The organism is Mycobacterium paraense (genome assembly GCF_002101815.1).
GTDB classification, from domain to species: Bacteria; Actinomycetota; Actinomycetes; order Mycobacteriales; family Mycobacteriaceae; genus Mycobacterium; species Mycobacterium paraense.
Genome location: NZ_LQPM01000001.1, coordinates 34,342 through 58,842, shown reverse-complemented (window position 1 = coordinate 58,842; position 24,501 = coordinate 34,342). Strand labels below are relative to the sequence as shown.

Genomic DNA, 24,501 nt, shown 5'->3' with positions numbered 1-24,501 from the left:
AGCCTACGGTCGAGGCCGGCGGCGGGTCAGCGGGCTAGTTCTGGTCCTGCGCGTTCTGCGTGAAGATGTCGCCCGAAGTCTGCCCGTTGTCGTTGACGAAGTTGGTGTCGTCCGTGGCGAACGGCGCGGTCGCCGAGGGACCGGCCGCGAAAACGGTTGCGATGCCGGCCGGCTGCGCGGCGCCGAACAGCGCGAGCGTCGCGGCGCCGGCGAAGATCAGTTGCGCCGCGCGGAGTCGGTGCCCGAGGTTTGTCATGCATTCTGTTTAGGGCTCGGTTGTCGGCGGCGGCTGGGGCTGAGCTATCGATCCGCTGTGAGGCCGGCGGGCTAGAGTCCCTTGTTATGCGCTTTGGTCTCTTCATTCCGCAGGGCTGGCGAATGGATCTGGTCGGCATCGACACCGACAAACACTGGGCGGTGATGCGCGACCTGGCCGCCTACGCGGACGACAGCGCGTGGGACTCGCTGTGGGTGTACGACCACTTCCACACCGTCCCGATGCCGACCGGCGAAGCCACGCACGAGGCGTGGACGCTGATGGCCGCCTACGCGGCGACCACGTCGAGGATCAAACTCGGCCAGATGTGCACCGCGATGAGCTACCGCAATCCGGTGTACCTGGCCAAGGTCGCCGCGACCGCGGACATCATCTCCGGCGGGCGGATCCAAATGGGCATCGGCGGCGGCTGGTACGAACACGAATGGCGCGCTTACGGTTACGGCTTCCCCTCGGCCAAGGTGCGATTGGCGCGGCTGGACGAAGGCGTGCAGATCATGCGGGATGCCTGGCGCGACGGCAAGGTCAGCTTCGACGGCGAGCACTACCAGGTCGACGGCGCGATCGTCGCTCCGAAGCCTTTGCAGGACAACGGGATCCCGATGTGGATCGCCGGCGGTGGCGAGAAGGTGACGTTGCGCATCGCCGCGAAATACGCGCAGTACACCAATTTCACCCCCGAGCCCGAGGCGTTCGCGCACAAGTCGGAGGTGCTGGCCCGGCATTGCCGCGAGGTCGGCACCGACTTCGACGCGATCGTGCGTTCGGTCAACGTCAACGCCGTCGTCGGCCCGTCGGAGGCCGACGTCAAGGACCGGCTGCAGCGGGTGCGCGACCGTATGATCGGCTACGTGCCCGAGGCGGCCGCCGACGCGATGATGGCCAACACGAGCGGCCCGGATTCGGCGGCGGGCACCCCCGAACAGGCGATCGAGCGGCTCGCGAAGCTTCGCGACCTCGGCTGCGAATACGCCATCTGCTACTTCCCTGAGGCCGCCTACGACCGCTCCGGCATCGAGTTGTTCGAGCGGGAAGTCATTCCCGCCCTGAGTTAGGAGCGATCGCGAGCGCGGCGAAGCTGGAGGATGCGGGTCGCGACCAATAACTAGACGTCGGTGGTGGCGTACCGGGTCTTGCCCGGCGGCGCCGCGAGCAGGGGAGGCAGCTCGGTCAGCTTCCCCTCGCCGGCCCGGAAGGCGCGGTACGCCTCGTCGTGCTCGACGCTCTGCCAGATTTCGTAGATCAGCCAGTGCGCCTCGTCGTCCTCGTCGACGAGCACGTCGGTCTGCAGGTTGCCCGCGAACGCGCGGGTGTCCTTGAGCGCCCGTCCCATCACCTCGCGCGCCGCTTGCACGGCGTCGGGCTTGATCCTGAGTTCGAGTGTCACCGTCACCGGCATGCTGGTCTCCTCACGTCGCGCAGATCCTCGCCAAGATAGCTCGGCCGGCCGCCGGGCGCGGACCCGGATGCCGGCGAGAATGCGGTTTCCACTTTTCGGAAACCTGTTATACGGTTCAGTGAGCAATATTCTTTTGCCCACTGTGGACGCTCCTGGAGGATCCCTCGATGCAGAAGGCACTCGCCCCCGAAATCTCCACCTGGCCCGACGAGAACCCACAGCTCATCGGGAGTCGCTGCGGCAACTGCGGTGCCACGACCTTCCCGGTGCAGCAGTGGTGCCCGCGCTGCAGCGGCGGTGAGATGACGGAGTTGTTGTTGCCGCGCCGCGGAACGCTGGTCGCGTGGACCACCCAGGGCTTCCCGCCCGGGGCGCCCTTCGCGGGCCCGACCGGCAAGGACTTCGTGCCGTTCGGCGTCGGCCTGGTCCAGCTGGGCGACATCATTCGGGTCGAGGGGCGGCTGACCGAAAACGACCCGGCCAAGCTGCAGTTCGGTCAGGAGGTCGAGCTGACCATGGTGCCGTTGACCACGGACGAGGAGGGCGCCGAGGTCATGACGTTCGCCTTCCAGCCGGTCTAGGGGCGATCGCGAGCGCGGCGAAGCCGGCGAAGCGGGTCGCCACCATCGATTCAGAAGGAGGAGCCTGAGATGACGAACGACGTCGCGATCATCGGCGTGGGCCTGCATCCGTTCGGCAGGTTCGACAAGACCGCAATGCAAATGGGGGCCGAGGCCATTCACGCAGCGCTGGCCGACGCCGGCGTGGACTGGAAGGACATCCAGTTCGGCTTCGGCGGCAGCCACGAGGTGTCCAACCCCGACGCGGTGACCCGCCTGGTCGGGCTGACCGGGATCACGTTCACCAACGTGTTCAACGCGTGCGCCACCGCCGCGAGCGCCATTCAGCAGACCGCCGACACCATCCGGCTGGGCAAATACGACCTCGGCATCGCGATCGGCCTGGACAAGCACCCGCGCGGCGCGTTCACCGATGACCCCGCCAAGCTGGCGCTGCCGCAGTGGTACGCGCAAAACGGGCAGTTCGTCACCACCAAGTTCTTCGGCATGAAGGCCAACAAGTACCTGCACGACCACAACATCTCCCAGGCCACGCTGGCCAAGGTCGCCGCGAAGAACTTCCGCAACGGCGCCCTGAATCCGAATGCGTTCCGCCGCAAGCCGATTCCCGAGGAAGAGATCCTCAACTCGGCCGTGCTCAACTACCCGCTGACCCAGTACATGTTCTGCGCGCCCGACGAGGGGGCCGCCGCGGTGATCATGTGCCGGGCCGACATGGCACACAAGTACACCGACAAGCCGGTCTATGTGCGCGCCTGCGAGATCCGCACGCGGCGCTACGGCGCCTACGAGGTGCACGCCACCTTCGCCCCGCCGGACGAGGACGTCTCGCCGACGGTGTACGCGGCCAAGGCGGCGTACGAGGCGGCGGGCATCGGCCCCGACGACGTCGACGTCGCCCAGCTGCAGGACACCGATGCCGGCAACGAGGTCATCCACATGGCCGAGACGGGCCTGTGCGCCGACGGCGAGCAGGAGAAGCTGGTGGCCGACGGCGCCACCGAAATCCACGGCTCGATGCCGGTCAACACCGACGGCGGCCTGATCGCCAACGGCGAGCCGATCGGCGCGTCGGGCCTGCGGCAGATGCACGAGCTGGTGCGCCAGCTGCGCGGCGAGGCGGGCGAGCGCCAGGTGCCGGGCAACCCGCGCGTCGGCCTGGCGCAGGTGTACGGCGCGCCGGGCACCGCGTCCGCGACGATTCTGTCGCTCTAGCTCGCGCTAAATTGCCGGGCCCAGTAGGTCGTCCGCGTCGCGGATGACGTAGCCGTAGCCCTGCTCGGCCAGGAAGCGCTGGCGGTGCGCGGCGTACTCGGCGTCCAGGCTGTCGCGGGCCACCACGGAATAGAAGATGGCCCCGCCGCCGTCGGCCTTGGGCCGCAGCAGTCGGCCAAGCCGCTGCGCCTCCTCCTGGCGGGAACCGAAGGTGCCCGAAACCTGCACCGCCACAGAGGCTTCCGGCAGGTCGATGGAAAAGTTGGCGACCTTGGACACCACCAGCGTCGACACCTCGCCGCTGCGGAAGGCGTCGAAGAGCGCTTCGCGTTCCTTGGTCCGGGTGGACCCCTGGATCACCGGGGCGTTGAGTTCGGCGCCGAGCTCGTCGAGCTGATCCAGGTAGGCCCCGATCACCAGGGTCTGCTCGCCGGGATGCTTGTCCAGGATCGACTTGACCACCGCGATCTTGGTGTGCACGGTCGAGCACAGCCGGTACCGCTCTTCGGGCTCGGCCGTCGCATAGGTCATCCGCTCGCTGTCGGTCATGGTGACCCGCACCTCGACGCATTCGGCGGGCGCGATCCAGCCCTGCGCCTCGATGTCCTTCCAGGGCGCGTCGTAGCGCTTCGGGCCGATCAGCGAGAAGACGTCGCCCTCGCGGCCGTCCTCGCGGATCAGCGTGGCCGTCAGGCCCAGCCGGCGCTTGGACTGCAGGTCGGCGGTCATCCGGAACACCGGTGCCGGCAGCAGGTGCACCTCGTCGTAGATGATCAGCCCCCAGTCGCGGCTGTCGAACAGCTCCAGATGCCGGTACTCGCCCTTGGTGCGACGGGTGATCATCTGGTACGTCGAGATGGTGACCGGCCGGATCTCCTTGCGTTCGCCCGAGTATTCGCCGATCTCGTCCTCCGTCAGCGAGGTGCGGGCGACCAGCTCGCGTTTCCATTGCCGCGCGGCGACGATGTTGGTGACCAGGATCAGCGTCGTCGCACCGGCTTTCGCCATCGCGGCGGCGCCGACCAGCGTCTTGCCCGCGCCACAGGGCAACACCACGACGCCGGAACCGCCGGCCCAGAACGAGTCCGCCGCCAGCTGCTGGTAGTCGCGCAGGTGCCAGCCGTCCTGATCCAGGCTGATCGGGTGCGCCTCGCCGTCGACGTAACCCGCGAGATCCTCTGCGGGCCAGCCGATCTTGAGCAGCATCTGCTTGACGCGGCCCCGCTCGCTGTTGTGGACGACGACGGTGTCATCGTCGATCCGGGCGCCCAGCATCGGCGCGATCTTCTTGTTGCGCAGCACCTCCTCGAGCACCGCGCGATCCAGGCTGACCAGTGTCAGGCCGTGCGCCGGGTGCTTGACCAATTGCAGGCGCCCGTAGCGGGCCATCGTGTCGACGATGTCGACCAGCAGCGGCTGCGGCACCGCGTAGCGGGAGAAGCTGACCAGCGCGTCGACGACCTGTTCGGCGTCGTGGCCGGCGGCGCGGGCGTTCCACAGCGCCAGCGGTGTGATGCGGTAGGTGTGTACGTGTTCGGGTGCGCGCTCCAGCTCGGCGAACGGCGCGATGGCGGCGCGTGCCTCGCCGGCCAGCTCGTGATCGACCTCGAGCAGCACCGTCTTGTCGGACTGCACGATCAATGGTCCGTCGGTCATACGACCATTATCCGGAGTCCGCCGACACCACCGACGTGATGCGGTGGATCGCGAAGTCACGCAACCGCCCCGAGGCCGAGTCGAAGGCCACCAGCTGCCCGCCCTTGATCGTGATCGGCGACACCACCCGCTGGGTGGCCACGCCGGCGGCGTCGAGGTAACCGATCACCAGGGTGTCCTGGGCCTTGGCCGCGCGCTGCAACAGCGACATGGTGACGGCCGGGTCGACGCGGATGTTCCCGAACGGCGCGGCGGTCACCTTCCGCAGCACCGAGACGACGGCGTTCAGCGTCTCGCTGCTGGGCCGCGGCGGCGGGCGGTACGGCCTGCGCTGCTGCGGTGTGGGCACCCTGGCCCCGCGCGGCCGCACGTCGACGATGGAGCCGGTGGAGTCCTCCGCGGCCGGGGCGAAGCCCGCCTTGCGCAGCGCGACGAGCACCTCGGCGATCGGCGCGGGCGACACCGCCACCGTCGGCGCCAGCGCACGCAACTGCAGGTCCTCGGCGGCCGCCACGGCCTGGGCCAGCAATGCCGGGTCCTCGCACCGCACGAACGACGCGGCCATGCCGATGCGCAGCTGACCATGCCGCCGGGCCACGTCATCGATGAGGTAGGTAAGCCCTTGCGGCACAGGGGTTTTGGAATGCTTTCCGAAGAGGTCGTGCATCCAGTCCCGGGTCTTGCCGATGTCCAGGGCGTGCCGGATCGACTGTTCGCTGATGCGGTACACCATCGCCGTGCCGGCCGATTCGACGGTGGCGACGGTGGCCAGGTCGTCGGCCAGATCGCGCTCCAGCGGCCCGGGCACCACGACGGTCAGGTCGGCCTGCAGCAGGAAGTGGTCGATCGGTGCGGGCATCGCCCGCGTCATCGCGCGCACCGCGACCTCTGGGTCGGCGCCCTCCTCCAGCAGCGCCCGGCCGGGCGTGCTGATCGCCCCCCGGCCCACCAGGCCCAGCGCGTGGCCCTCGGCCAGCAGATCGGCGACGGGTTGCGGCTGCAGCCGCCTGGCCCAGCGCGGTCGCCGCCAGATCAGCGCCGCTGACGCAGTGACCGCGTTTACGCCGGCACCGGGCGGCAGCGCGGAGAGCATGCCGAGCAGCAGCCGGCGATCCAGCGGTGCGGCCGTCGAATACAGCGAATCCGTCAGGGCGCCATAGGGTTTGGCATCCGGGCCGCGGGTGCCGATCAAGGCCGGCCGGCTCGGCAGGTCGAGCCACGTGCTGGCCAACAGGTGCCAGCGCTCGGCGGGGGACATCGCGGTGAACCGTTCGGTGGCCGCCGTGGGCGCCCAGTACGGGCCGTCGCCGGCGGCGGGCTCGGGATCGGGCGTGCCGCTGGCGATCAATCCCGCCGCGGCGGCGATCTCGAGGATCAGGCCCAGCCGCGGCTCCTCGACGCCGGTCGCCTTGGCCAGTCGCTTGACGTCACGAATCCCCAGCCCACCGCTGCGCAGCTCGGGAACCGGTGCGGCGCCCAGGTTTTGCAGCAGCACGTCGAGCTCGCGCAGCACGTCGATGACGGCTCCGGCGGCCACCGCGTCGACGTCGTCGGGGCTGGTGGTCGACACGACGGGGTCGGGCGCGGTCAGCTGCAGCGGGCCGGGGTCCTCGCCGCGCAACACCTGCCCCACGTGGCGAGGCAGGATCACGGTCTCGGCGTCGATGCGCCGCAGCAGGCCCGCCGCCAGCAGCTGCGGCACCGGCCGATCCGCCGGGGCGCCGGGCGCGGCGTCGCGGGTGCGGCCCATCGGCGAACCTTCGAGCAGCTTGTCCAGCACGTCGAGCTGCGCCTGGTCGAGCCCGTCGATGAGGGCGGCGATCTCCTCGCCCGTGCGGGAGCTGTCCTCGAGGGTCACCTGGCCCGGGTGCCAGGGCAACGCGGTGCCGGCGTCGGCGGCCACCCGCACGGCCGTGTCGCCCCAGACCAGGGCCCGCTGCCTGAGGTCGTCCAGCGCGCCGACCACGTCGGCCTCGGCGGCGCGGTCGCCGATGAGGGCCAGCAACTTGGCGGTCGGCACCGGGGCGGAATCGGCCTGCAGTACCAGCAGCGCGTCGAGCACCGCCAGCCGGAGGAAGTCCAGGTCGTCAGTGGCGGCCTTGACCGATTGGCGCGCCTGCGCACGCGCGGCCAACGCGGCGATGCTGCCGGGTGGGGGCTGCGCGAGGTCTGGCCGGAGTTCCAGCAGTCGGATCAGCCGCTCGTCGGGTAAGTCGGCAAGCCAGGACCCCAGCGGAATATCCGGGGTGTTGTCGGTCATTGCTGACCAGCGTAAAGCAGTCGGCGGGGCCACCGACCCCGCTCACAAGGCGGACCAGTGGCCTTGCGCCACGCGCGCGTACCCGACCTGTCAGAATGGACCGCGTGGCTGACACTGCTGAGGACAAGGCACGCAAAACCAACTACGTCGACAACGGCTGGCCGACGACGGACCCGGACGACCACGCCGTGAGCGAACTGGTGAGCGACCGGACGGGTGCGTTGTCACCCTTCGGTGAGCTGGTGTTCCCGCTGCCCGCGACGGACCTGCCCTACGTTCACCCGGTCACGGTCGTCAACCGATAAGCCATGGCTAGGGCCCCAGAGGCCTCGAAGGCCTCGGCAGGCACGCTCTCCCACCTGGACGAGCGCGGCGCCGCCCACATGGTCGATGTCACCGAAAAGGGCGCCACCAAGCGCACCGCCGTCGCCGCGGGCGCGTTGCGCACCTCGCCGCAAGTCGTGGCGCTGATCTCGACCGGCGGCCTGCCCAAGGGCGACGCGCTGGCCACCGCACGGGTGGCCGGCATTCTGGCGGCGAAGCGCACCAGCGACCTGATCCCGCTGTGCCATCAGCTCGCGCTGACCGGCGTCGACATCGATTTCGCTATCGGCGAGTCGGACATCGAGATCACCGCGACCGTGCGCAGCACCGACCGCACCGGCGTGGAGATGGAGGCGCTGACCGCCGTCAGCGTCGCGGGGCTCACGCTCTACGACATGATCAAAGCGGTCGATCCCGCCGCCCGCATCGACGACATTCGGGTACTGCGCAAGCAGGGCGGCAAAACTGGAACTTGGGAGAGGTGATGGGCGCGCGATCTGCACGAGTGATCATCGCTTCGACCCGTGCGTCGGCCGGTGTGTATGACGACCGGTGCGGGCCGATTATCACGGAATGGCTTGAGCAGAAAGGTTTTTCTTCCGCACAGCCCGAAGTGGTATCGGACGGGGAGCCGGTCGGGGAGGCGCTGCGCGGCGCGCTGGACGCCGAGGTGGACCTGATCATCACCTCGGGCGGCACCGGCATCTCGCCCAGCGACAGCACCCCGGACCAGACCGTGGCGGTGCTGGACTACATGATTCCCGGGCTGGCCGACGCCATCCGCCGTTCCGGGCTGCCGAAGGTGCCGACGTCGGTGCTGTCACGCGGCGTCTGCGGTGTGGCCGGCCGGACACTGATCGTCAATCTCCCGGGCTCGCCCGGCGGGGTGCGCGACGGCCTCGGGGTGCTCGCCGACGTGCTCGACCACGCGCTTGATCAACTCGCCGGCGGGGATCACGAGCGATGACGCGCGTTTTGCGCGCCGCCGTCACCGAACAGCCGATTTTCCTGGCCGAGCACGAAGAACTGGTGGGCCATCAGTCGGCCGGAGCCATCGTCGGGTTCGTCGGCATGATCCGCGACCACGACGGCGGTCGCCGGGTGGTGCGGCTGGAGTATTCCGCGCACCCGACGGCCGAGCAGGTCCTCGCAGAGGTGGTGGCCGAGGTCGCGGAGGCGGCCAGCGGCGTGCGCGCCATCGCCGCCAGCCACCGCATCGGCGTGCTGCGCATCGGTGAGGCCGCGCTGGTGGCGGCGGTGGCCGCCGACCATCGCGGCGCGGCGTTCGAGACCTGCGCCCATCTGGTCGACACCATCAAGGCGCGGCTACCGGTGTGGAAGCACCAGTTCTTCGATGACGGAACCGAAGAATGGGTGGGCTCGGCCTAGCGGCCTAGCGGCCTAGCGGCCGAACGTCAGCCCGCCTGGGGCGGCTGCGCCAGGGCGTCCAGCGCGTCGTTGCCGTGAATGTCCGCGCCGCGGATCGCATCCCACAGTTGCCGGGTGTAGCCGACCTGCGATGCGTGCTGCGGCGGCGCCGGCGCGTCGACGACCGGGGCGTCGGCGGGCGGCGCGGGCGGCACATCGGCGGGCGGCGGGACCGGCGCGTCGGCGGGCGGCGCCGGCGGCAGGGCGTCGGCCGGCGGTGCCGGAGCGGCCGGGGGAGCCGGCGGCGCATCCGGGGCGGGCGCAGGCTGGCCGAAGGAGGTCAGCTGCACCGGCGGCGCCGGATCGGCGGGCGGCGGGGGAGGCGGCGGAGGAGCGTCCGGCGGGGGCGCGTCCGCGGGCGGCGGCGCCAGCGGCCCCGGACCACCGTTCAGCCACGGCGCGTCCAGCGGGGCGTCCATGCCCGCCGGAGCGGGGGCGGGCAACTCGCGCGGAGTGGCGCCCGACAGCGGACCGCCGCACACGGGCCAGGCGCCCTTGCCCTGAGTGGCCAGCACGCGCTCGGCGACCGCGATCTGCTGTTCCTTGGTGGCCAGTTCGGCCGACGGGGCGTACTCGCCGCCGCCGTGCGAGGACCACGTCGCGGCGCTGAATTGCACGCCGCCGTGGTAGCCGTTGCCGGTGTTGATGCCCCAGTTGCCGCCGGACTCGCAACGGGCTACTTGGTCCCACTCGCCGTCGGTGGCCGCGGCCGCCTGGCCGGCGAGGGCGATGCTGCCGCCGCCAAGAACCGCCCCCGTGAAGGCGATCTTGGCGACGCTGATGCTGGAAGTGGTGGGCTTACGATGACGTCCACTCATACGCGCCGGAATATTCCTCTCTCGTAACGCGCCTGCGAGGTCAGCTGTCGGGTTCGGGTTGGAGAGGCCACCCGGCCGTCGTCGCACTCCCGTGGGAGCCGGCGCCGGCTTCACCCCAAGGAGCCGCATGCGGCTCCAGTCCGATCACGGTGGACCGGTGGGTCCCCCGCCTCCATCCACACTTTCGGGGTTTCCCCGCCTACTGGATGGAGCTCGGCGCGATAAGCGGGGAGGAACGCCACTCTGGCGATTGGCGAACCCTCGGAGACGCTAGCGGGTTCTGTTCGTCCCGTCACGTCTAGCGAAACCCGGCGTTTCCCTCACGGCCATCTGCGAAAAGCCCAGGAACGCTTGGGATTTGCGCAGGTCATTGCACCCGAGATCGGAGCGTGATTGTGTCGTTATCGTTTCGTTACGTGAGGTATCTCACAGTTTCATCCGCCCGCGAAGGGCGGCAAAACATCGACCGTGTCACCGGGCTGTAACGCCGCGGTCTCGTCGCGAACGGCGATTCCATCCCGCAGATACGAGCACCGGTTCAGCACGGTGGCGAGCTGGGATCCGCGAACGGCGAGCCGCTCGACCAGCCCCGCGACCGTGGTTCCGGGGCGCACCACCACCGTCTCCGCCTCGACCCCGGCGGCCGCGCGTGCGGCGGCGAAGTAGCGGACGGTCACCTGGATCCCCTCCGCCTCGGCCGGCGCCTCCATCGGGCTAGCCACCGATCGCGCTCATGGGGCGATCGGGCTGGACGAAATTGGGATCGTTGATGCCGTGGCCGGCGGGCTTGCTCCACATCGCGCCGCGCCACGCCGCCTCTATCGCGTCGTCGTCCGCACCGCCGCGCAACAGGCCCCGAAGGTCGGTTTCCTCGGCGGAGAACAGGCAGCTGCGAATCTGGCCGTCGGCGGTGAGCCGGGTGCGATCACAGGTCGAGCAGAAGGCGTGCGATACCGACGCGACGATGCCGAACTTCCCGCTCGGGGTGTTCGGCCCGGTGTCGACCAGCCAGAGCTCGGCAGGGGCCGAACCGCGCGGAGCCGGATCCGGCCGCAACCGGAAGTGCGGCCGCAGCGTCGCCAGTACGTCGTCGGCGCTCAGCGCGGCGCCGCGGCGCCACTGATGGCCGGCGTCCAGCGGCATCTGCTCGATCACGCGCAGTTGATAGCCGCGCTCGAGGCAGAACCGCAACAGGCCGACGACGTCGTCGCGCCCGGTCGCGGGGTCGAGCACCGCGTTGACCTTGACCGGCGTCAGGCCCGCCTCCTTGGCGGCCGCCAGGCCCTCCAGCACGTCGGAGAGCCGGTCCCGCCGGGTGATGGCCGCGAAGTGGTCGCGGTCCACGCTGTCCATCGACACGTTGACCCGGTCCAGGCCGGCCTCGGCGAGCGCGGCCGCCCGCCGCGCCAGTCCCACCCCGTTGGTGGTCAGCGAGATCTCGGGGCGGGGCTGCAGGCCGGCCGCCGCGGCGACGACCTCTTCGAGGTGGCGCGACAGCAAGGGCTCGCCGCCGGTGAACCGGACGCTGGTGATGCCGAGCCGGCTGACGGCGATGTGCAGCAGCCGGGCCAGTTCGTCGGGCCGCAGCAGTTGCTCTCCGGGCAACCAGTCCAGGCCCTCGGCCGGCATGCAGTAGCTGCACCGCAGGTTGCAGCGATCGGTCAGCGAGACCCGCAGGTCGGTGGCGGCGCGCCCGTAGGTGTCCACCAGTGGGCCGCTGGCCGGAATGCCTTGGGCGGCCGCGCCGCTGGTGCGGCCGGGCATCGTCGGTAGACCCAACGCCGTCAGCGTCATGCGGGCACCGCCCCGAAGCGGGCAGGAACGATCTCCTTGCCGAGCGGCATCAACGACACCGGGATCATCTTGAGGTTGGCCAGCGCCAGCGGAATACCGACGATCGTGATCGCCATTGCCGCCGCGCTAGTCAGGTGACCGATTGCCAGCCACACTCCGAAGAGCACTATCCAGATGACATTTCCGATGAGCGCGCCCGTTCCGGCGGTGGGCTTGTCGACGATCGTCCGGCCGAACGGCCACAGCGCGTACGACGCGATGCGCAGCGAGGCGAAACCGAAGGGGATGGTGATGATGAGCAGGAAGCTGACGAGCGCCGCCAGCAGGTATCCGGCGGCCATCCACAGGCCGCCGAACACGAGCCAGATGACGTTCAGGATCAGGCGCATATCTCCTCCAGCGGTACTGCCAGGGTACCGAGTGACGGGGTAACGGGGGTGCTCGGCAGGCAACCACCCGAGTAGGATCAGAATCCAACATGCGTCCTGCGCAGGCGGGACGCTTCTTGCGTTGCCCAACCTAGTGATCCGTCAGACAAGCAGGTGAGACCAGTGCCGACCGGCAAGGTTAAGTGGTACGACGCCGAAAAGGGGTTTGGCTTTCTGTCGCAGGAGGACGGCGAGGACGTCTACGTCCGCTCGTCGGCGTTGCCCGCGGGGGTCGAGGGGCTCAAGGCCGGACAGCGGGTGGAATTCGGCGTGGCGTCGGGCCGGCGCGGACCACAGGCGTTGAGTCTCAAGCTGATCGATCCCCCGCCCAGCCTCGCCAAGGCGCGGCGCGAGGCGCCGGTCGAGCACAAGCACAGCCCCGACGAACTGCACGGGATGGTCGAGGACATGATCACGCTGCTGGAGGGCGCCGTGCAGCCCGAGTTGCGCAAAGGTCGCTACCCGGACCGCAAGACCGCCCGACGGGTCTCCGAGGTGGTCAAAGCGGTGGCCCGGGAGCTCGACTCCTAACCGGGCGGGGACCCGGAACGTACCCCTACGCGTCGAAGCTACCGAGTGGTAACTTCGACATGCATAGGCCGCTGTATTCGGGCCGGCGCCGGGTACTCGAGCCTCGATGTGGGTCGTTAGCGAGGAGGCGGCGATGGCACAGCAAGCGCAGGTCACCGAGGAACAAGCCAGGGCCCTCGCTGAGGAATCCCGCGAAAGCGGTTGGGAAAAGCCGTCTTTCGCCAAGGAACTGTTTCTCGGCCACTTCCCGCTAGACCTCATTCATCCGTTTCCCAAGCCGTCCCGGGCTGACGAAGAGCGCATCGGGGCGTTCCTCGGCCGGCTGCGGGAGTTCCTCGACGGCGTCGACGGCAGCGTCATTGAACGCGACGCGCAGATCCCCGACGAATACGTAAAGGGCCTGGCCCAATTGGGCTGCTTCGGGATGAAGATCCCCGCCGAGTACGGCGGACTGGGCATGTCGCAGGTCGCCTATAACCGCGCGCTGGTGATGGTTTCGTCGGTGCACCCCAGCCTCGGCGCGCTGTTGTCGGCCCATCAGTCGATCGGGGTGCCCGAGCCGCTCAAACTCGCCGGCACCACCGAGCAAAAGCAGAAGTTTCTGCCGCGCTGCGCCGCGGGGGCCATCTCGGCGTTCCTGCTCACCGAGCCCGACGTCGGTTCCGACCCCGCGCGCCTGGCGTCGACGGCGACACCGGTCGAGGACGGAAAGGCGTACGAGCTCGAGGGCGTGAAGTTGTGGACGACCAACGGCGTGGTCGCCGAGTTGCTGGTCATCATGGCCCGGGTGCCCAAGAGCGACGGGCACCGCGGCGGCATCAGCGCCTTCGTCGTGGAGGCCGATTCACCCGGGATCACCGTGGAGCGGCGCAACAAGTTCATGGGGCTGCGCGGCATCGAGAACGGGGTGACGAGGCTGCACGGCGTCCGGGTGCCCGCCGAGAACCTGATCGGCCGGGAAGGCGACGGCCTGAAGATCGCACTGACCACCCTCAACGCCGGGCGGCTGTCGATCCCGGCCAGCGCGACCGGCTCGTCGAAGTGGGCGCTGAAGATAGCCCGCGAATGGTCCGGCGAGCGAGTGCAGTGGGGCAAGCCGCTCGCCAAACACGAAGCGGTGGCGAGCAAGATTTCGTTCATCGCCGCCACCACCTACGCGCTCGACGCGGTACTCGAGCTGTCCGCCCAGATGGCCGACGAAGGCCGCAACGACATCCGAATCGAGGCGGCGCTGGCCAAGCTCTGGTCCAGCGAAATGGCCTGCCGCATCGCCGACGAGCTCATGCAGATCCGCGGCGGGCGGGGCTACGAGACCGCGGAGTCCCTGGCCGCGCGCGGGGAGCGCGCGGTGCCCGCCGAGCAGGTGGTGCGCGACCTGCGGATCAACCGCATCTTCGAGGGATCCAGCGAGATCATGCGGCTGCTGATCGCGCGGGAAGCGGTCGATGCACACCTGACCGCGGCCGGTGACCTCGCCAAGCCCGACACGGGTCTGCGGCAGAAGGCCACCGCTGCCGTCGGGGCGAGCGGGTTCTACGCAAAGTGGTTGCCACAGCTGGTGTTCGGCGAAGGCCAGCGGCCCACCGCCTACAGCGAGTTCGGCCCGCTGGCGTCGCACCTGCGGTTCGTCGAACGCTCGACGCGCAAGCTGGCCCGCAACACCTTCTACGGGATGGCGCGCTGGCAGGCCAAACTCGAGCAGCGGCAGGGATTCCTCGGGCGCATCGTCGACATCGGCGCGGAGCTGTTCGCGATGTCCGCGGCGTGCGTGCGCGCCGAGGGGCAGCGGGCCGCGGACCCGGTGCTCGGCCGGCAGGCCTACGAGCTGGCCGAAACGTTCTGCCAGCAAGCCACGTTGCGGGTGGAGGCGTTGTTCGCGGCGTTGTGGTCCAACACCGACAGCAGCGACGTCCGGCTGACCCACGACGTGCTCGAGGGCCACTACACCTGGCTGGAAGACGGCATCATCGACCAGTCGGAGGGGACCGGACCGTGGATCGCGCACTGGGAGCCCGCGGCGTCGACCGAGGCGAATCTGGCCCGCCGATTCCTGACCTGAGTTTCCGGGCAGAATTGTCGCCATGGCCTCCTATGTAGCCCCGGCGGGTGAATTCACCCGCGACACCAACTACATCACCACCCGCATCACCGCCGACGGACGCGACGGCTACCCGGTGGAGCCCGGGCGGTATCGGCTGATCGTGGCGCGGGCCTGCCCGTGGGCCAACCGCGCGATCATCGTGCGGCGGCTGCTGGGCCTGGAAGGCGCGCTCTCCATTGGGTTTTGCGGTCCGACGCACGACAAACGCAGCTGGACGTTCGACCTGGACCCGGGTGGCGTCGACCCGGTGCTGCAGATCCCGCGGCTGCAGGACGCGTACTTCAAGCGCTTCCCCGACTACCCGAAGGGGATCACCGTCCCGGCGATCGTCGACGTGCCGACCGGCGCGGTGGTCACCAACGACTTCGCGCAGATGACACTGGATCTCTCGACGGAGTGGACCGCCTACCACCGCGACGGCGCGCCCCAGCTATACCCCGAACCGCTGCGGGCCGAAATCGACGAGGTGAGCAAGAGGATCTACACCGAGATCAACAACGGCGTCTACCGTTGCGGCTTCGCCGGCTCGCAGGAGGCGTACGACGCGGCCTACGACCGGCTTTTCACCGCGCTGGATTGGGTGAGCGATCGCCTCGCCGGCCAGCGATACCTGGTGGGCGACACCATCACCGAGGCCGACGTACGGCTGTTCACCACGCTGGCCCGGTTCGACCCGGTGTACCACGGTCACTTCAAGTGCAACCGGAGCAAGCTGTCCGAGATGCCGGTGCTGTGGGCCTACGCCCGCGACCTATTCCAGACGCCGGGCTTCGGCGACACCATCGATTTCGTCCAGATCAAGCAGCACTACTACATCGTGCACGCCGACATCAACCCCACCCGCATCGTGCCCAAGGGCCCGGACCTGTCCGGCTGGCTGACGCCGCACGGGCGAGAGGCGTTGGGCGGCAGGCCCTTCGGGGATGGCACCCCTCCGGGGCCGCCGGTCGAGGGCGAGCGGGTGCCCGCCGGCCACAGCGCTTGACCTTCCCCTGCCGAGCGTCGACTTGTTGCGGGGAATCGGGACGTTTGGGCGCAACAACTCCACGTTCGGCCCGTCACAGTGGGCAGCCCGCGGCGAGCAAGGCCCGACGGACGCGCGCAACGACGACGTCGGGTCGGTTGCGCAACATCTCGGCGCTGACGCGGACGATCGCCCAGCCGTGCCCTTCGAGTTCAGCCAGTCGATCGATGTCCCGGCTTCGCTGCGCGGGATCGGTCCAATGGTGCGCGCCGTCGAATTCGACGCCGACCTTAAACTCCTCCCAGCCCATATCTATCCGAGCCATGACCCAACCCCACTCGTTGAGCACCTCGATCTGGGTGTGGGGTCGTGGGAGCCCGGCGCCGACGAGGGCCAGGCGGGTCTTCGTCTCGTACGGCGACTCCGAGCCCTCGTCGGCCAGGTGCAACGCCCGCCGTAACTGAACCAACCCCCGCGCACCGCGATGGCGGTCGGCGATCAGCTCGATGTCAGCTGCCTTCACCCCGGTCGCGCGCATGAGCGCGTCCAGCCGGATAACGGCCGTAGTCAAGCCTTTTCGTCTTCCGAGGTCGAATGCCGTACGGGCCGGCGTGGTCAGGCGAATCCCGTCGCGCACACATGTTTCGTCGTCGTCCAGGGCATCGCTGTGCACCATGATGCCGCGCGCCTCGTCGCGGCCGGGCCGGTTCAACTCGGCCGGCAGCCAGTCGTCGATCCACAGCGTGCGGTGCAACGCCGCAGCGGATAGGCCTGCCAACGTCGCGGTCCGCCCGGACCACAGCCAGGCGGCGACCGCTCGGGTCACCGGCGTCAGCTTCTGGCCCCGACGGATGTAGACGTTGCGATGGACCATCTCGAAATCGGTCCGCAGCCGGTGCCGGGTGACGACCCCCGCCGCGAGCGCGTCGGTGCCTCTGAACGGCCAGTCCAGGATTTCCATGGACACACGGTGCCGGTCGCCACCGACACCTGCGGTCGAACGTCGACTTGTTGCGGGGAATCACGCGGTTTTGCCGCAACAACTCCACGTTGGACGGGGCGTTAGGACGTCAGGCGCACTGACCATTCCGCGTGCGGGACGGCGTGGACCGTGTTGCTGTCATTCGACTGGCCTTGCTCGATTACCAAGGTCAGCAACTGCACGACGATCCCGGTCAGCCTGCCGCGCTGCGGGTCGACGGACGGGATGGTCACCGCGAAGCGGCTGCCCGGCCGGAAGATGGTCATGGCGGTGTTGGCGGGATCCTCGTACACCTGCAACAGCCGCCACGGCGCGCGCGCGATGGCCTCGGGGACCGAAAGTTGTACGGGGTAGCGCTCATTGAACGGCAGCTCGCCCTGGGTCTGCGGCGTTTGGCAGTCGTTGAGGTTGAGCACACTGCAGTACAGGTACGGCCCGACCCGGGTCAGGTGGCCGTGCGAGTACGCGCTGATCTCGGGTCGCTGGTCACCGCGCGGCCGCACCCACAGCCATGCGCCGACGCCGGCCCCGATGCACGCCAGCGCCACCAAGGACGCGACGAGCATGGTCGCACCGCGTTTCACTCCGGCACCGCCGCCGGCCTTCCGGTGCGCATGCCCTCCTGCTCGACCATGACGGGCCGGTTGCCGCCGAGGCCGGGGATCAACGAGTTGCCACGGAAGCTGACCAGCGTCTGGGCCAGGCCGAGGATGAGCAGCGCGCTGACGGCGGTGAAGCCGACCCACAGTTCGGTGTACACGAGCACGCCCAGCGCCCCGCCCAGCACCCACGCCAGTTGCAGGGTGGATTCCGACCTCCCGAATCCGGAGGCGCGCGATTCCTCGGGCAGGTCGTGTTGCAGCGAGGCATCGAGCGAGGCCTTGGCGATCGCGCTGGACCCGGACGTGACCAGGGTGGCGATCACGGCCGCCATCAGGGTGCCGGCCACCGAAGCCGCCAACGCGACCGCGCACACCGCGACCGTGCAGCGCACCACCAGCACCGCGGGCCTGCCCAGCTTCAGGCGGGCGCTGGTGAAGTTGCCCGCGAAATTGCCGATGCCCGCCGCGGCGCCGATCATGCCCAGCATGGCCAGCTGTTCCCACCCGTTGGATTGATGCGCCTTGGCCACGAACGCCGGATACAGGAACAGGAAGCCGACCATCACCTTGATGGTGCAGTTACCCCACAGCGAGGTGATGATGTTGCGGCCCAACGGTTGCCGAAGCGTCCCGCCCACCTTCTTGACCTCTTCCGGCCAGCCTCGCCGCGGCGCGCCGCTGCCGTTGCGATAGCTCAGGGTGGCAGGCACCTCGCCCGCGGTCACCTCGACCCAGCGCGGGATCCGCATCGACAGCAGGGCGCCGGCGACGGTGACGGCGATGACGACGAACAACGCGCCGGGCAGCTTGAACAAATGGGTGCAGACGAATTCGACGCCGCCCGCGATCGCGCCGCCGGCGATCGTGCCGCCGAGGAGGCCGAACACGGTGAGCCGGGAGTTCACCCGGACCAGGTCGATGGTCGGCGGCATCACCCGCGGTGTCACCGCGCTGCGCAGCACGCTGAACGACTTGGACAGCACCATCATGGCCAGCGCGCACGGGTAGAGCACCATCGACGGGTAGCTGCCCGTCGCGCCGTCGTAGTTCATGATCAGCAGCACCGCCAGCGCGGTGCGCAGCGCGAACGACAGCGCCAGGGCGACGCGCCGGCCGTGCTGGAGCCGGTCCAGCGCCGGACCGATGAGCGGGGCGATCACCGCGAACGGCGCGATGGTGATCAACAGGTACAGCGCCACCTTGGACTTGCTCTCGCCGCTGGCCGCGGCGAAGAACAGCGTGTTGGCCAGCGCGACGGCCATCGCGGCGTCCACCGCGAAGTTGGCGACCACCGGCCACGTCAGGGCGGTCAAGCCGGACTTGTCGGCGCCGTCGGCGGTGGCCGCCCGCTGCACCATCCAGTACATGCGGGAACCCATCTCGCGGCTGCGCATCGCCGCGGCGCGGGTGACCGTGATGCGTTCACCGGCGGCGGGACCGCGCGGGGGCGCGCCGCCGCCGCGGTCGGGTTCGGGCTGCTCGCCGAGCGGCGGCAGGTAGCGGTTCGCGCTGGGCATCGGCGGCGGCCGCCGCGACCGGCCCCGGCCGGCGTCGTCGGCCGGGTAATTGGCCATGCCCGGGTGCTGGCTGGCCGATCCGTTGCGGTTCGGGCGGGGGTGGCGGCCCGGGTTGGAGGCCACCCGACCCCGATCATCACGCCGCCGTCCGGACACGGATCAATTCTGTCTTATGCCGGCAGGCAACCGGGCGTGGCTCGCCAACCTTACTATTGGAGACGCAGTGCAAGAGAGGGGACAGCGTGACCGGACCCGGTGAAGGGCCAGTGGAACCCGCCGCGACAACTGTGGCCGAGTGGCCCGACGAGTTGGCGGCGGTGCTCACGGCTGCCGCCGACGGGGCCCGGGCGGCGGTGGAGGAGTTCGCCGGCCCCGAGGCCGTCGGGGACTACCTGGGCGTCGGCTACGAGGACCCGAACGCCGCGACCCACCGGTTCCTGGCGCACCTGCCCGGCTACCAGGGCTGGCAGTGGGCGGCCGTCGTCGCCGCATACCCCGGCTGCGACCACGCCACGATCAGCGAAGTGGTGCTGATCCCCGGACCGACGGCGCTGCTTGCGCCGGAATGGGTGCCCTGGGACCAACGGGTGCGGCCGGGCGATCTGAGCCCCGGAGACCTGCTGGCGCCCGCGGCGGACGACCCGCGGCTGGTTCCGGGCTACACCGCCAGCGGTGACCCCGAGGTGGACGAAACCGCCGCCGAGATCGGGTTGGGTCGGCGCTGGGTGATGAGCGCGTTGGGCCGCGCCGAGGCGGCCGAGCGGTGGCACACCGGGGACCACGGTCCCGACTCGGCGATGGCTCGGTCCACCAAGCGGATGTGCCGCGATTGTGGCTTTTTCCTGCCGCTGGCCGGATCGCTGGGCGCGATGTTCGGGGTGTGCGGCAACGAGCTGTCTGCCGACGGGCAGGTGGTCGACAAGCAATACGGCTGCGGCGCCCACTCGGACACCCCCGCCCCGGCGGGCACCGGCTCGCCGGCGTACGAGCCCTACGACGACGGCGTGCTGGACGTCGCGGACAACCCGCCGCCGCCCGAGCCGGCGGAGCCGGAATCGCCGCCGGAGCCTGCGGAGCCGGAGTCGGAGTCGCCGCCGGAGTCGGCGGAGCCGGAGTCTGCGGAGGCGGAGTCGCGCGAGCCGGGGGACTAGCCCCGCTCGGCGGCGGCTTTGATCTTTGCCAGCGAGGCGTTCATCCCCTCCAGCAATTCGCGCTCAAATTTTTCGGTCCCCCCGAAGAGCGCGTTCACCGACAGGTTCGAAAACGCGGTGACGCCGTTCTCGGCGTGACGGCTCTCGATCACCCGGGTGCCCTGGCCGCTGGGCTCGAGCTCGTAGCTCCAGATGGTGCCGTTGGTGTTGACCCGGAACGCCAGCCTTTTCTCCGGAATGACCTCGACCAGCGTGCACGTGGTGGGCCAGAACATGCGGTTGCGCCGGTTGAGGTTCACGGTGCGGGTGCCGGCGCGAAGAGGTCCCAGCGGTTTCATCCAGCGACACTGCGGGCTCCAGTCCGGCATCCGCCCGAAGTCGGAGATCAACGCCCACACTTTGTCGGTGGGCGCGTCGATGTCGACTTGCGTCTGCAGCAGCGGGGCGACCATGGCTTTCCTCCCGGGGCGGCGAATTTATGGGCGGTCGAGGTAGGTTTCCAGCCCGGTCTGCGCGCCGCGGGCGCCGCGGCGGGCGGCGGCGAGCTGCAGCACGAAGATGCTGGTGCCGATCAGCCCGACCCCCAGCCCGCCCAGCGTCACCGGGCGCCAGCTGTGCAGGGCGGGCACGAGGAACGCGAGCACCGCGCCGATCAGCCAGCCCAGGAACCCGACCACGACGACGGGCCAGACCTCGAGCAGCGCCCGCGGCAGCGGCGGCGCCTCGGGGCTCGGGCCGGGTTGGTCAGACATCGCGATCAACATAACTCGGCGGCGCGCAGCCCCGAAAGCGGCCCGAACGCGGCCATGGATCAAAATCCATGGATGCAGCTTGGTATCCCGGATTCGTTGCGTTGCGTGTAACCTCGCGCCATGCCTGACAGCGACGCCCGGCTGGCCAGCGACCTGTCGCTGGCGGTGATGCGGTTGGCCCGCCAACTGCGGTTCCGCAACCCGTCGTCGCCGGTGTCGCTGTCCCAGCTGTCGGCGCTGGCGACCCTGGCCAACGAGGGCGCGATGACCCCCGGTGCGCTGGCGATCCGCGAGCGGGTGCGGCCGCCGTCGATGACTCGCGTGATCGCCTCGCTGGCCGAGATGGGTTTGGTCGACCGCGCCCCGCACCCGGTCGACGGCCGGCAGGTCCTCGTCTCGGTCTCGGAGTCAGGCGCCGAGCTGGTCAAGGCGAACCGCCGCGCGCGCCAGGAGTGGCTGGCCAAGCGCCTGGCGACGCTGAACGGCGAGCAACGGGAAACCCTGCGCGAGGCGGCCGATCTGATGCTGGCGCTGGTTGACGAAAGCCCGTGACCGACGGCTTGGATGTTCAGGACGTCACCGATCCCGACGACCCTCGCCTCGACGATTTCCGCGACCTCAACAGCGTCGACCGCCGCCCCGATCTGCCGACCGGCAAAGGGCTGGTGATCGCCGAAGGCGTGCTGGTGGTGCAGCGCATGCTGGCGTCCCGGTTCACCCCGCACGCCCTGCTGGGCACCGACCGGCGGCTGTCCGAGCTCAAGGAGGATCTGGCCGGCGCCGAGGCGCCGTTCTACCGGACGTCGGCCGAGGTGATGGCCCAGGTGGTCGGCTTTCACCTCAATCGCGGCGTGCTCGCGGCCGCCAGGAGGGTGCCCGAACCCAGCGTCGCCGAGGTCGTCGAGGCCGCGCGGACCGTCGCGGTCCTCGAGGGCGTCAACGACCACGAGAACCTGGGCTCGATCTTTCGCAACGCGGCGGGGCTGGGTGTGGACGCGGTGGTGTTCGGCAGCGGATGCGCCGACCCGCTCTACCGTCGGGCGGTGCGGGTGTCGATGGGCCACGCGTTGCTGGTGCCGTTTGCGCGGGCGGCCAGCTGGCCCCACGACCTTTTGTTGTTGAAGGAGACCGGGTTTCGGCTCATGGCCATGACGCCGCAGCGCGAGGCGTCCGCGCTGGCCGAGGCGATGGCCGCGGCGGTCGACGAGCGGGTCGCGGTGCTGGTGGGCGCCGAGGGCCCCGGGCTGACGGCGGCCGCTCTGCGGCTCAGCGATGTGCCGGTGCGCGTCCCGATGTCGCGGGGCACCGACTCGCTCAACGTCGCCACCGCAGCGGCCCTGGCGTTCTACGAGCGGGCTAGGCTCACGTGGTGAGCGACGAGTCCGTCCCCTGGGCAACGGGTTTGACGGTCTCCGCGTTCGTCGCCGCCGTGACCGGCGCCGCGGTCGTGGTGCTCAGTCTCGGCCTGATCCGGGTGCATCCGTTGCTGGCGGTCGGCCTTAACGCCGTGGCGGCGGGCGGTCTGGCGCCGACGTTGTGGGGCTGGCGGCGCACCCTGGTGCTGCGGTGGTTTGTGCTGGGCGCGGCCGTGGGTGTGGTGGGCGCGTGGGTGACGCTGCTGGCGATGACGGTCGGCTAGCGGTGCCCGCCTGAGCGCACCCCCAGCAGCACGTCCTCCCAGGCCGGAATGACCGGCTTGCCGCGCCTGGTGTGCACCGGCTGTTCGGGCGGCGCCGCGGGGGCCGCGGGTTCGGCGGTGTCGCCGCCGGACGCGGGCGCTTCCGGCGCCTCGAAGTCGAGGCGGGCCACCCGGGCGAGTGGCCGCAGCGGGCGCTCGAAGTCGGGGTCGATCAGCTCGCTGGCCGCGTCGTCGACCGCCGTGACCGTTCCGCCGTGGGCGCCGGGGGCGAAGCTGAAGTGCGCGATGTTGTCCGAGCGGCCGGCCTTCCAGGCGAGCTGCACCGTCCAGCGACCGTCCTCGTTGCGCCACGCGTCCCAGCTGAGCCGGTCGGGTTCCAGGCCGCGCGCCACCAGTGCCGCGCTGACGGTCTCCAGCAGGGTGAGCACGGCCGGCCCGTCGGCCAGCATCGGGTGCGCTGCGGTTGCCAGTTCGGCGGCGCGAGCGCGCTCCAGCAACACCGGGTGAGCAAAGCGGCGGACCCGCGAAATGTCGGAGCCCGACGCCGTGGCAACCTGATCGACGGACGCACCGGCGCGAATGCGGGCCTGAATCTCTTTGGGGCTCAACATGTTAGTGACCTGCATGTCGAGCGGCGGCTGCTCAGCCTGTGGCGACTCGCCGCGAAGGGCGGCCCGGAGTCTGTCGTCGGCCGCCAGCTTGAACCGTTCTGCGGGGTCATCACCCTCGCAGATGATGTATTTGCCGTCGTCATCGAGACCAACCACTTTGAGTTCCCGCATGGCTTCTCCTCGCAGGCTCCGCGCCGGTTAGCGACGGACCCCTCGGGTCCGCACTCTAGTGCAGCTAACGCCGGTAACCCGCTCTGACACGCTGGCGGGTTGCGGGCTGATGACGCGGAAGTTAAAGCCGCTCGACGACCCAGTCGACGCACTGGGTCAGGGCGCTGATGTCGTCGGGGTCGACCGCGGGGAACATCGCCACCCGCAATTGGTTGCGGCCCAGCTTGCGGTAGGGCTCGGTGTCGACGATGCCGTTGGCCCGGAGCGTCTTGGCGACGGCCGCCGCGTCGACCTCGTCGACGAAGTCGACCGTGCCCACCACTTGCGAGCGCAACGCGGGGTCGGCGACGAACGGCGTGGTGTAGGGCCGCTCCTCGGCCCACGAGTACAACCGCTGCGAGGAGTCGGCCGTGCGCTTGACCGCCCAGTCGAGGCCGCCGTTGCCGAGCAGCCAGTCCAGCTGTTCGGCCATCAGCGCCAGGGTGCCGATCGCCGGGGTGTTGTACGTCTGGTTCTTCAGGCTGTTTTCCACGGCGATCGGCAGCGACAGGAAGTCCGGAACCCAGCGACCCGAGGACGCGATGGATTCGACGCGGGCCAGCGCGGCGGGGCTCATGACGGCCAGCCACAGTCCGCCGTCACTGGCGAAGTTCTTCTGCGGCGAGAAGTAGTAGGCGTCCGCCTGGGTGATGTCGACGGGCAGGCCGCCCGCACCCGAGGTCGCGTCGATGAGGACCAGCGCGTCATCCGAGCCGGCCGGGCGGCGGATCGGCACCGCGACCCCGGTCGACGTCTCGTTGTGCGCCCACGCGATCGCATCGACCGACGGATCGGCTTGCGGCTCCGGCGCGCTGCCGGCATCCGCCTTGATGACGATGGGGTCGCCGACGAACGGGTTCTTGGCGACCGAGGAGGCGAACTTGGCGCTGAACTCGCCGAAGGACAGGTGCAGCGACCGCTTGTCGATCAGCCCGAAGGCGGCGGCGTCCCAGAACGCCGTCGCGCCGCCGTTGCCGAGGATGACCTCGTATCCGTCGGGTACGGAGAACAGCTCGGCCACCCCGGAGCGAACCCGGCCCACCAAATCCTTGACCGGAGCTTGGCGGTGCGACGTGCCGAACAACGGCGCCGCGGTGGTGGCCAACGCCTTGAGCTGCTCGGGCCGGACCTTGGAAGGGCCGCAGCCGAAGCGGCCGTCGCGGGGTTTGATGTCGGAGGGGATGTCGAGCTGGTCAGCCATGCCAGCCAGCCTAGTGAGCGATCCGAAGGCGCCCACGGCGCGGGCTGGGGTGACCGGCGG

At 69.9% G+C, this 24,501-nt stretch carries 29 protein-coding genes and 1 riboswitch; of the genes, 14 read left to right on the top strand and 15 right to left on the bottom strand.

Features of this window, described 5'->3' with window-relative positions; genetic code table 11:
• Positions 1-34: 34 nt before the first annotated feature.
• On the bottom strand, positions 35-256 hold the full coding sequence (locus AWB89_RS00300; protein WP_085171098.1) for a hypothetical protein: 222 nt from the start codon (positions 254-256) through the stop codon (positions 35-37).
• An 86-nt stretch (positions 257-342) separates the two neighbouring features.
• Between AWB89_RS00300 and AWB89_RS00295 the strand changes: the two genes are divergently transcribed.
• A complete protein-coding gene (locus AWB89_RS00295; RefSeq protein WP_085171097.1) occupies positions 343-1,332 on the top strand; it encodes an LLM class F420-dependent oxidoreductase in 990 nt (329 codons plus the stop codon).
• Positions 1,333-1,382: 50 nt separating this feature from the next.
• On the opposite strand, the gene AWB89_RS00290 is transcribed toward AWB89_RS00295, so the two are convergent.
• Positions 1,383-1,676, bottom strand: coding sequence for a putative quinol monooxygenase (locus tag AWB89_RS00290; RefSeq protein ID WP_085171096.1), 294 nt, complete (start codon positions 1,674-1,676; stop codon positions 1,383-1,385).
• 167 nt (positions 1,677-1,843) lie between these two features.
• On the opposite strand from AWB89_RS00290, the gene AWB89_RS00285 reads away from it, so the two are divergent.
• Together AWB89_RS00285 and AWB89_RS00280 are read left to right on the top strand one after the other, a co-directional pair.
• Positions 1,844-2,257: a Zn-ribbon domain-containing OB-fold protein gene (locus AWB89_RS00285; RefSeq protein ID WP_085171095.1), complete on the top strand. Its 414-nt coding sequence runs from the start codon at positions 1,844-1,846 to the stop codon at positions 2,255-2,257.
• A 69-nt stretch (positions 2,258-2,326) separates the two neighbouring features.
• The gene (locus AWB89_RS00280) at positions 2,327-3,472 is read left to right on the top strand and encodes a thiolase family protein (RefSeq protein WP_085171094.1); all 1,146 of its coding nucleotides are present in this window, start codon (positions 2,327-2,329) and stop codon (positions 3,470-3,472) included.
• 6 nt (positions 3,473-3,478) lie between these two features.
• Here AWB89_RS00280 and AWB89_RS00275 read toward each other — a convergent pair whose 3' ends face one another.
• Positions 3,479-5,128, bottom strand: coding sequence for a DNA repair helicase XPB (locus tag AWB89_RS00275; RefSeq protein WP_085093360.1), 1,650 nt, complete (start codon positions 5,126-5,128; stop codon positions 3,479-3,481).
• Between the two features lie 7 nt (positions 5,129-5,135).
• Positions 5,136-7,388 carry a helicase-associated domain-containing protein gene (locus tag AWB89_RS00270; protein WP_085171093.1) on the bottom strand — a complete coding sequence of 751 codons (2,253 nt, stop codon included), beginning with the start codon at positions 7,386-7,388 and terminating at the stop codon, positions 5,136-5,138.
• A gap of 104 nt (positions 7,389-7,492) precedes the next feature.
• Here AWB89_RS00270 and AWB89_RS00265 point away from each other — a divergent pair, with 104 nt between their 5' ends.
• The 4 genes from AWB89_RS00265 to AWB89_RS00250 are packed head-to-tail and all read left to right on the top strand — an operon-like array spanning position 7,493 to position 9,101.
• Positions 7,493-7,693 (top strand): hypothetical protein, encoded by a 201-nt coding sequence (locus AWB89_RS00265; protein ID WP_172405611.1) that lies wholly within the window; start codon positions 7,493-7,495, stop codon positions 7,691-7,693.
• 3 nt (positions 7,694-7,696) lie between these two features.
• Positions 7,697-8,197 (top strand): cyclic pyranopterin monophosphate synthase MoaC, encoded by a 501-nt coding sequence (moaC, locus tag AWB89_RS00260; protein WP_085093366.1) that lies wholly within the window; start codon positions 7,697-7,699, stop codon positions 8,195-8,197.
• Positions 8,197-8,679 (top strand): MogA/MoaB family molybdenum cofactor biosynthesis protein, encoded by a 483-nt coding sequence (locus AWB89_RS00255; protein ID WP_085093368.1) that lies wholly within the window; start codon positions 8,197-8,199, stop codon positions 8,677-8,679. The genes moaC and AWB89_RS00255 overlap by 1 nt, the downstream gene beginning before the upstream one ends.
• Positions 8,676-9,101: a molybdenum cofactor biosynthesis protein MoaE gene (locus AWB89_RS00250; protein WP_085093370.1), complete on the top strand. Its 426-nt coding sequence runs from the start codon at positions 8,676-8,678 to the stop codon at positions 9,099-9,101. The genes AWB89_RS00255 and AWB89_RS00250 overlap by 4 nt, the downstream gene beginning before the upstream one ends.
• A gap of 26 nt (positions 9,102-9,127) precedes the next feature.
• Here AWB89_RS00250 and AWB89_RS00245 read toward each other — a convergent pair whose 3' ends face one another.
• From AWB89_RS00245 to AWB89_RS00230, 4 genes are all read right to left on the bottom strand, one after another.
• A complete protein-coding gene (locus AWB89_RS00245) occupies positions 9,128-9,958 on the bottom strand; it encodes a transglycosylase family protein (protein WP_085171091.1) in 831 nt (276 codons plus the stop codon).
• Positions 9,959-9,971: 13 nt separating this feature from the next.
• Positions 9,972-10,158, bottom strand: a riboswitch (cyclic di-AMP (ydaO/yuaA leader).
• Between the two features lie 234 nt (positions 10,159-10,392).
• Positions 10,393-10,668, bottom strand: a complete 276-nt coding sequence (locus AWB89_RS00240; RefSeq protein WP_085093374.1) for a MoaD/ThiS family protein — start codon at positions 10,666-10,668, stop codon at positions 10,393-10,395.
• A 4-nt stretch (positions 10,669-10,672) separates the two neighbouring features.
• Entirely contained in the window at positions 10,673-11,752 is a 1,080-nt protein-coding gene (gene moaA / locus AWB89_RS00235) for a GTP 3',8-cyclase MoaA (RefSeq protein ID WP_085171090.1), read from the bottom strand.
• On the bottom strand, positions 11,749-12,141 hold the full coding sequence (locus AWB89_RS00230; RefSeq protein WP_085093378.1) for a YccF domain-containing protein: 393 nt from the start codon (positions 12,139-12,141) through the stop codon (positions 11,749-11,751). Before AWB89_RS00230 ends, moaA begins: the two co-directional genes overlap by 4 nt.
• 162 nt (positions 12,142-12,303) lie before the next feature.
• Here AWB89_RS00230 and AWB89_RS00225 point away from each other — a divergent pair, with 162 nt between their 5' ends.
• The 3 genes from AWB89_RS00225 (at position 12,304) to AWB89_RS00215 (ending at position 15,797) form a co-directional block, all read left to right on the top strand.
• Positions 12,304-12,711: a cold-shock protein gene (locus AWB89_RS00225; RefSeq protein WP_085093380.1), complete on the top strand. Its 408-nt coding sequence runs from the start codon at positions 12,304-12,306 to the stop codon at positions 12,709-12,711.
• Positions 12,712-12,844: 133 nt separating this feature from the next.
• Positions 12,845-14,770, top strand: coding sequence for an acyl-CoA dehydrogenase family protein (locus AWB89_RS00220; protein ID WP_085171089.1), 1,926 nt, complete (start codon positions 12,845-12,847; stop codon positions 14,768-14,770).
• 22 nt (positions 14,771-14,792) lie between these two features.
• On the top strand, positions 14,793-15,797 hold the full coding sequence (locus AWB89_RS00215; RefSeq protein WP_085171088.1) for a glutathione S-transferase family protein: 1,005 nt from the start codon (positions 14,793-14,795) through the stop codon (positions 15,795-15,797).
• 73 nt (positions 15,798-15,870) lie between these two features.
• Here AWB89_RS00215 and AWB89_RS00210 read toward each other — a convergent pair whose 3' ends face one another.
• The 3 genes from AWB89_RS00210 to AWB89_RS00200 form a co-directional block, all read right to left on the bottom strand.
• On the bottom strand, positions 15,871-16,737 hold the full coding sequence (locus AWB89_RS00210) for an endonuclease domain-containing protein (protein WP_085171087.1): 867 nt from the start codon (positions 16,735-16,737) through the stop codon (positions 15,871-15,873).
• A 101-nt stretch (positions 16,738-16,838) separates the two neighbouring features.
• On the bottom strand, positions 16,839-17,342 hold the full coding sequence (locus AWB89_RS00205) for a DUF2771 domain-containing protein (protein WP_372515134.1): 504 nt from the start codon (positions 17,340-17,342) through the stop codon (positions 16,839-16,841).
• Positions 17,339-19,000: an MFS transporter gene (locus tag AWB89_RS00200; RefSeq protein ID WP_372515133.1), complete on the bottom strand. Its 1,662-nt coding sequence runs from the start codon at positions 18,998-19,000 to the stop codon at positions 17,339-17,341. Before AWB89_RS00200 ends, AWB89_RS00205 begins: the two co-directional genes overlap by 4 nt.
• A 119-nt stretch (positions 19,001-19,119) precedes the next feature.
• Between AWB89_RS00200 and AWB89_RS00195 the strand changes: the two genes are divergently transcribed.
• The gene (locus AWB89_RS00195; RefSeq protein ID WP_085171085.1) at positions 19,120-20,028 is read left to right on the top strand and encodes a DUF3027 domain-containing protein; all 909 of its coding nucleotides are present in this window, start codon (positions 19,120-19,122) and stop codon (positions 20,026-20,028) included.
• On the opposite strand, the gene AWB89_RS00190 is transcribed toward AWB89_RS00195, so the two are convergent.
• Together AWB89_RS00190 and AWB89_RS00185 are read right to left on the bottom strand one after the other, a co-directional pair.
• Positions 20,025-20,480, bottom strand: coding sequence for an SRPBCC family protein (locus AWB89_RS00190; RefSeq protein WP_085171084.1), 456 nt, complete (start codon positions 20,478-20,480; stop codon positions 20,025-20,027). The genes AWB89_RS00195 and AWB89_RS00190 overlap by 4 nt on opposite strands.
• Positions 20,481-20,504: 24 nt before the next feature.
• Complete coding sequence (locus AWB89_RS00185) at positions 20,505-20,780, bottom strand: DUF2530 domain-containing protein (protein ID WP_085171123.1); 276 nt, start codon at positions 20,778-20,780, stop codon at positions 20,505-20,507.
• A 120-nt stretch (positions 20,781-20,900) separates the two neighbouring features.
• Here AWB89_RS00185 and AWB89_RS00180 point away from each other — a divergent pair, with 120 nt between their 5' ends.
• From AWB89_RS00180 to AWB89_RS00170, 3 genes are read left to right on the top strand one after another with little or no spacing between them, the layout of a single operon-like run.
• On the top strand, positions 20,901-21,332 hold the full coding sequence (locus AWB89_RS00180) for an Rv0880 family HTH-type transcriptional regulator (protein ID WP_085093394.1): 432 nt from the start codon (positions 20,901-20,903) through the stop codon (positions 21,330-21,332).
• The gene (locus tag AWB89_RS00175) at positions 21,329-22,153 is read left to right on the top strand and encodes a TrmH family RNA methyltransferase (RefSeq protein ID WP_085171083.1); all 825 of its coding nucleotides are present in this window, start codon (positions 21,329-21,331) and stop codon (positions 22,151-22,153) included. The genes AWB89_RS00180 and AWB89_RS00175 overlap by 4 nt, the downstream gene beginning before the upstream one ends.
• On the top strand, positions 22,150-22,419 hold the full coding sequence (locus AWB89_RS00170) for a DUF2537 domain-containing protein (protein ID WP_085171122.1): 270 nt from the start codon (positions 22,150-22,152) through the stop codon (positions 22,417-22,419). Before AWB89_RS00175 ends, AWB89_RS00170 begins: the two co-directional genes overlap by 4 nt.
• Here the strand turns inward: AWB89_RS00170 and sepH are convergent.
• Together sepH and serC are read right to left on the bottom strand one after the other, a co-directional pair.
• Complete coding sequence (gene sepH / locus AWB89_RS00165; RefSeq protein WP_085171082.1) at positions 22,416-23,201, bottom strand: septation protein SepH; 786 nt, start codon at positions 23,199-23,201, stop codon at positions 22,416-22,418. The two genes, AWB89_RS00170 and sepH, sit on opposite strands and share 4 nt — an antisense overlap.
• Before the next feature lie 121 nt (positions 23,202-23,322).
• Positions 23,323-24,441 carry a phosphoserine transaminase gene (gene serC, locus AWB89_RS00160; protein WP_085093400.1) on the bottom strand — a complete coding sequence of 373 codons (1,119 nt, stop codon included), beginning with the start codon at positions 24,439-24,441 and terminating at the stop codon, positions 23,323-23,325.
• Between the last annotated feature and the right edge of the window lie 60 nt (positions 24,442-24,501).

Bases quoted from the DNA above. Each gene is read 5' to 3' on its own strand.
- AWB89_RS00280 (WP_085171094.1), top strand. From the start codon at position 2,327: ATGACGAACGACGTCGCGATCATCGGCGTGGGCCTGCATCCGTTCGGC.
- AWB89_RS00220 (WP_085171089.1), top strand. From the start codon at position 12,845: ATGGCACAGCAAGCGCAGGTCACCGAGGAACAAGCCAGGGCCCTCGCT.
- AWB89_RS00230 (WP_085093378.1), bottom strand. From the start codon at position 12,141: ATGCGCCTGATCCTGAACGTCATCTGGCTCGTGTTCGGCGGCCTGTGG.
- AWB89_RS00245 (WP_085171091.1), bottom strand. From the start codon at position 9,958: ATGAGTGGACGTCATCGTAAGCCCACCACTTCCAGCATCAGCGTCGCC.
- AWB89_RS00270 (WP_085171093.1), bottom strand. From the start codon at position 7,388: ATGACCGACAACACCCCGGATATTCCGCTGGGGTCCTGGCTTGCCGAC.
- AWB89_RS00275 (WP_085093360.1), bottom strand. From the start codon at position 5,128: ATGACCGACGGACCATTGATCGTGCAGTCCGACAAGACGGTGCTGCTC.
- AWB89_RS00185 (WP_085171123.1), bottom strand. From the start codon at position 20,780: ATGTCTGACCAACCCGGCCCGAGCCCCGAGGCGCCGCCGCTGCCGCGG.
- AWB89_RS00215 (WP_085171088.1), top strand. From the start codon at position 14,793: ATGGCCTCCTATGTAGCCCCGGCGGGTGAATTCACCCGCGACACCAAC.
- AWB89_RS00295 (WP_085171097.1), top strand. From the start codon at position 343: ATGCGCTTTGGTCTCTTCATTCCGCAGGGCTGGCGAATGGATCTGGTC.
- moaC (WP_085093366.1), top strand. From the start codon at position 7,697: ATGGCTAGGGCCCCAGAGGCCTCGAAGGCCTCGGCAGGCACGCTCTCC.
- AWB89_RS00190 (WP_085171084.1), bottom strand. From the start codon at position 20,480: ATGGTCGCCCCGCTGCTGCAGACGCAAGTCGACATCGACGCGCCCACC.
- sepH (WP_085171082.1), bottom strand. From the start codon at position 23,201: ATGCGGGAACTCAAAGTGGTTGGTCTCGATGACGACGGCAAATACATC.
- AWB89_RS00240 (WP_085093374.1), bottom strand. From the start codon at position 10,668: ATGGAGGCGCCGGCCGAGGCGGAGGGGATCCAGGTGACCGTCCGCTAC.
- AWB89_RS00300 (WP_085171098.1), bottom strand. From the start codon at position 256: ATGACAAACCTCGGGCACCGACTCCGCGCGGCGCAACTGATCTTCGCC.
- AWB89_RS00180 (WP_085093394.1), top strand. From the start codon at position 20,901: ATGCCTGACAGCGACGCCCGGCTGGCCAGCGACCTGTCGCTGGCGGTG.
- serC (WP_085093400.1), bottom strand. From the start codon at position 24,441: ATGGCTGACCAGCTCGACATCCCCTCCGACATCAAACCCCGCGACGGC.
- moaA (WP_085171090.1), bottom strand. From the start codon at position 11,752: ATGACGCTGACGGCGTTGGGTCTACCGACGATGCCCGGCCGCACCAGC.
- AWB89_RS00290 (WP_085171096.1), bottom strand. From the start codon at position 1,676: ATGCCGGTGACGGTGACACTCGAACTCAGGATCAAGCCCGACGCCGTG.
- AWB89_RS00210 (WP_085171087.1), bottom strand. From the start codon at position 16,737: ATGGAAATCCTGGACTGGCCGTTCAGAGGCACCGACGCGCTCGCGGCG.
- AWB89_RS00255 (WP_085093368.1), top strand. From the start codon at position 8,197: ATGGGCGCGCGATCTGCACGAGTGATCATCGCTTCGACCCGTGCGTCG.
- AWB89_RS00285 (WP_085171095.1), top strand. From the start codon at position 1,844: ATGCAGAAGGCACTCGCCCCCGAAATCTCCACCTGGCCCGACGAGAAC.
- AWB89_RS00250 (WP_085093370.1), top strand. From the start codon at position 8,676: ATGACGCGCGTTTTGCGCGCCGCCGTCACCGAACAGCCGATTTTCCTG.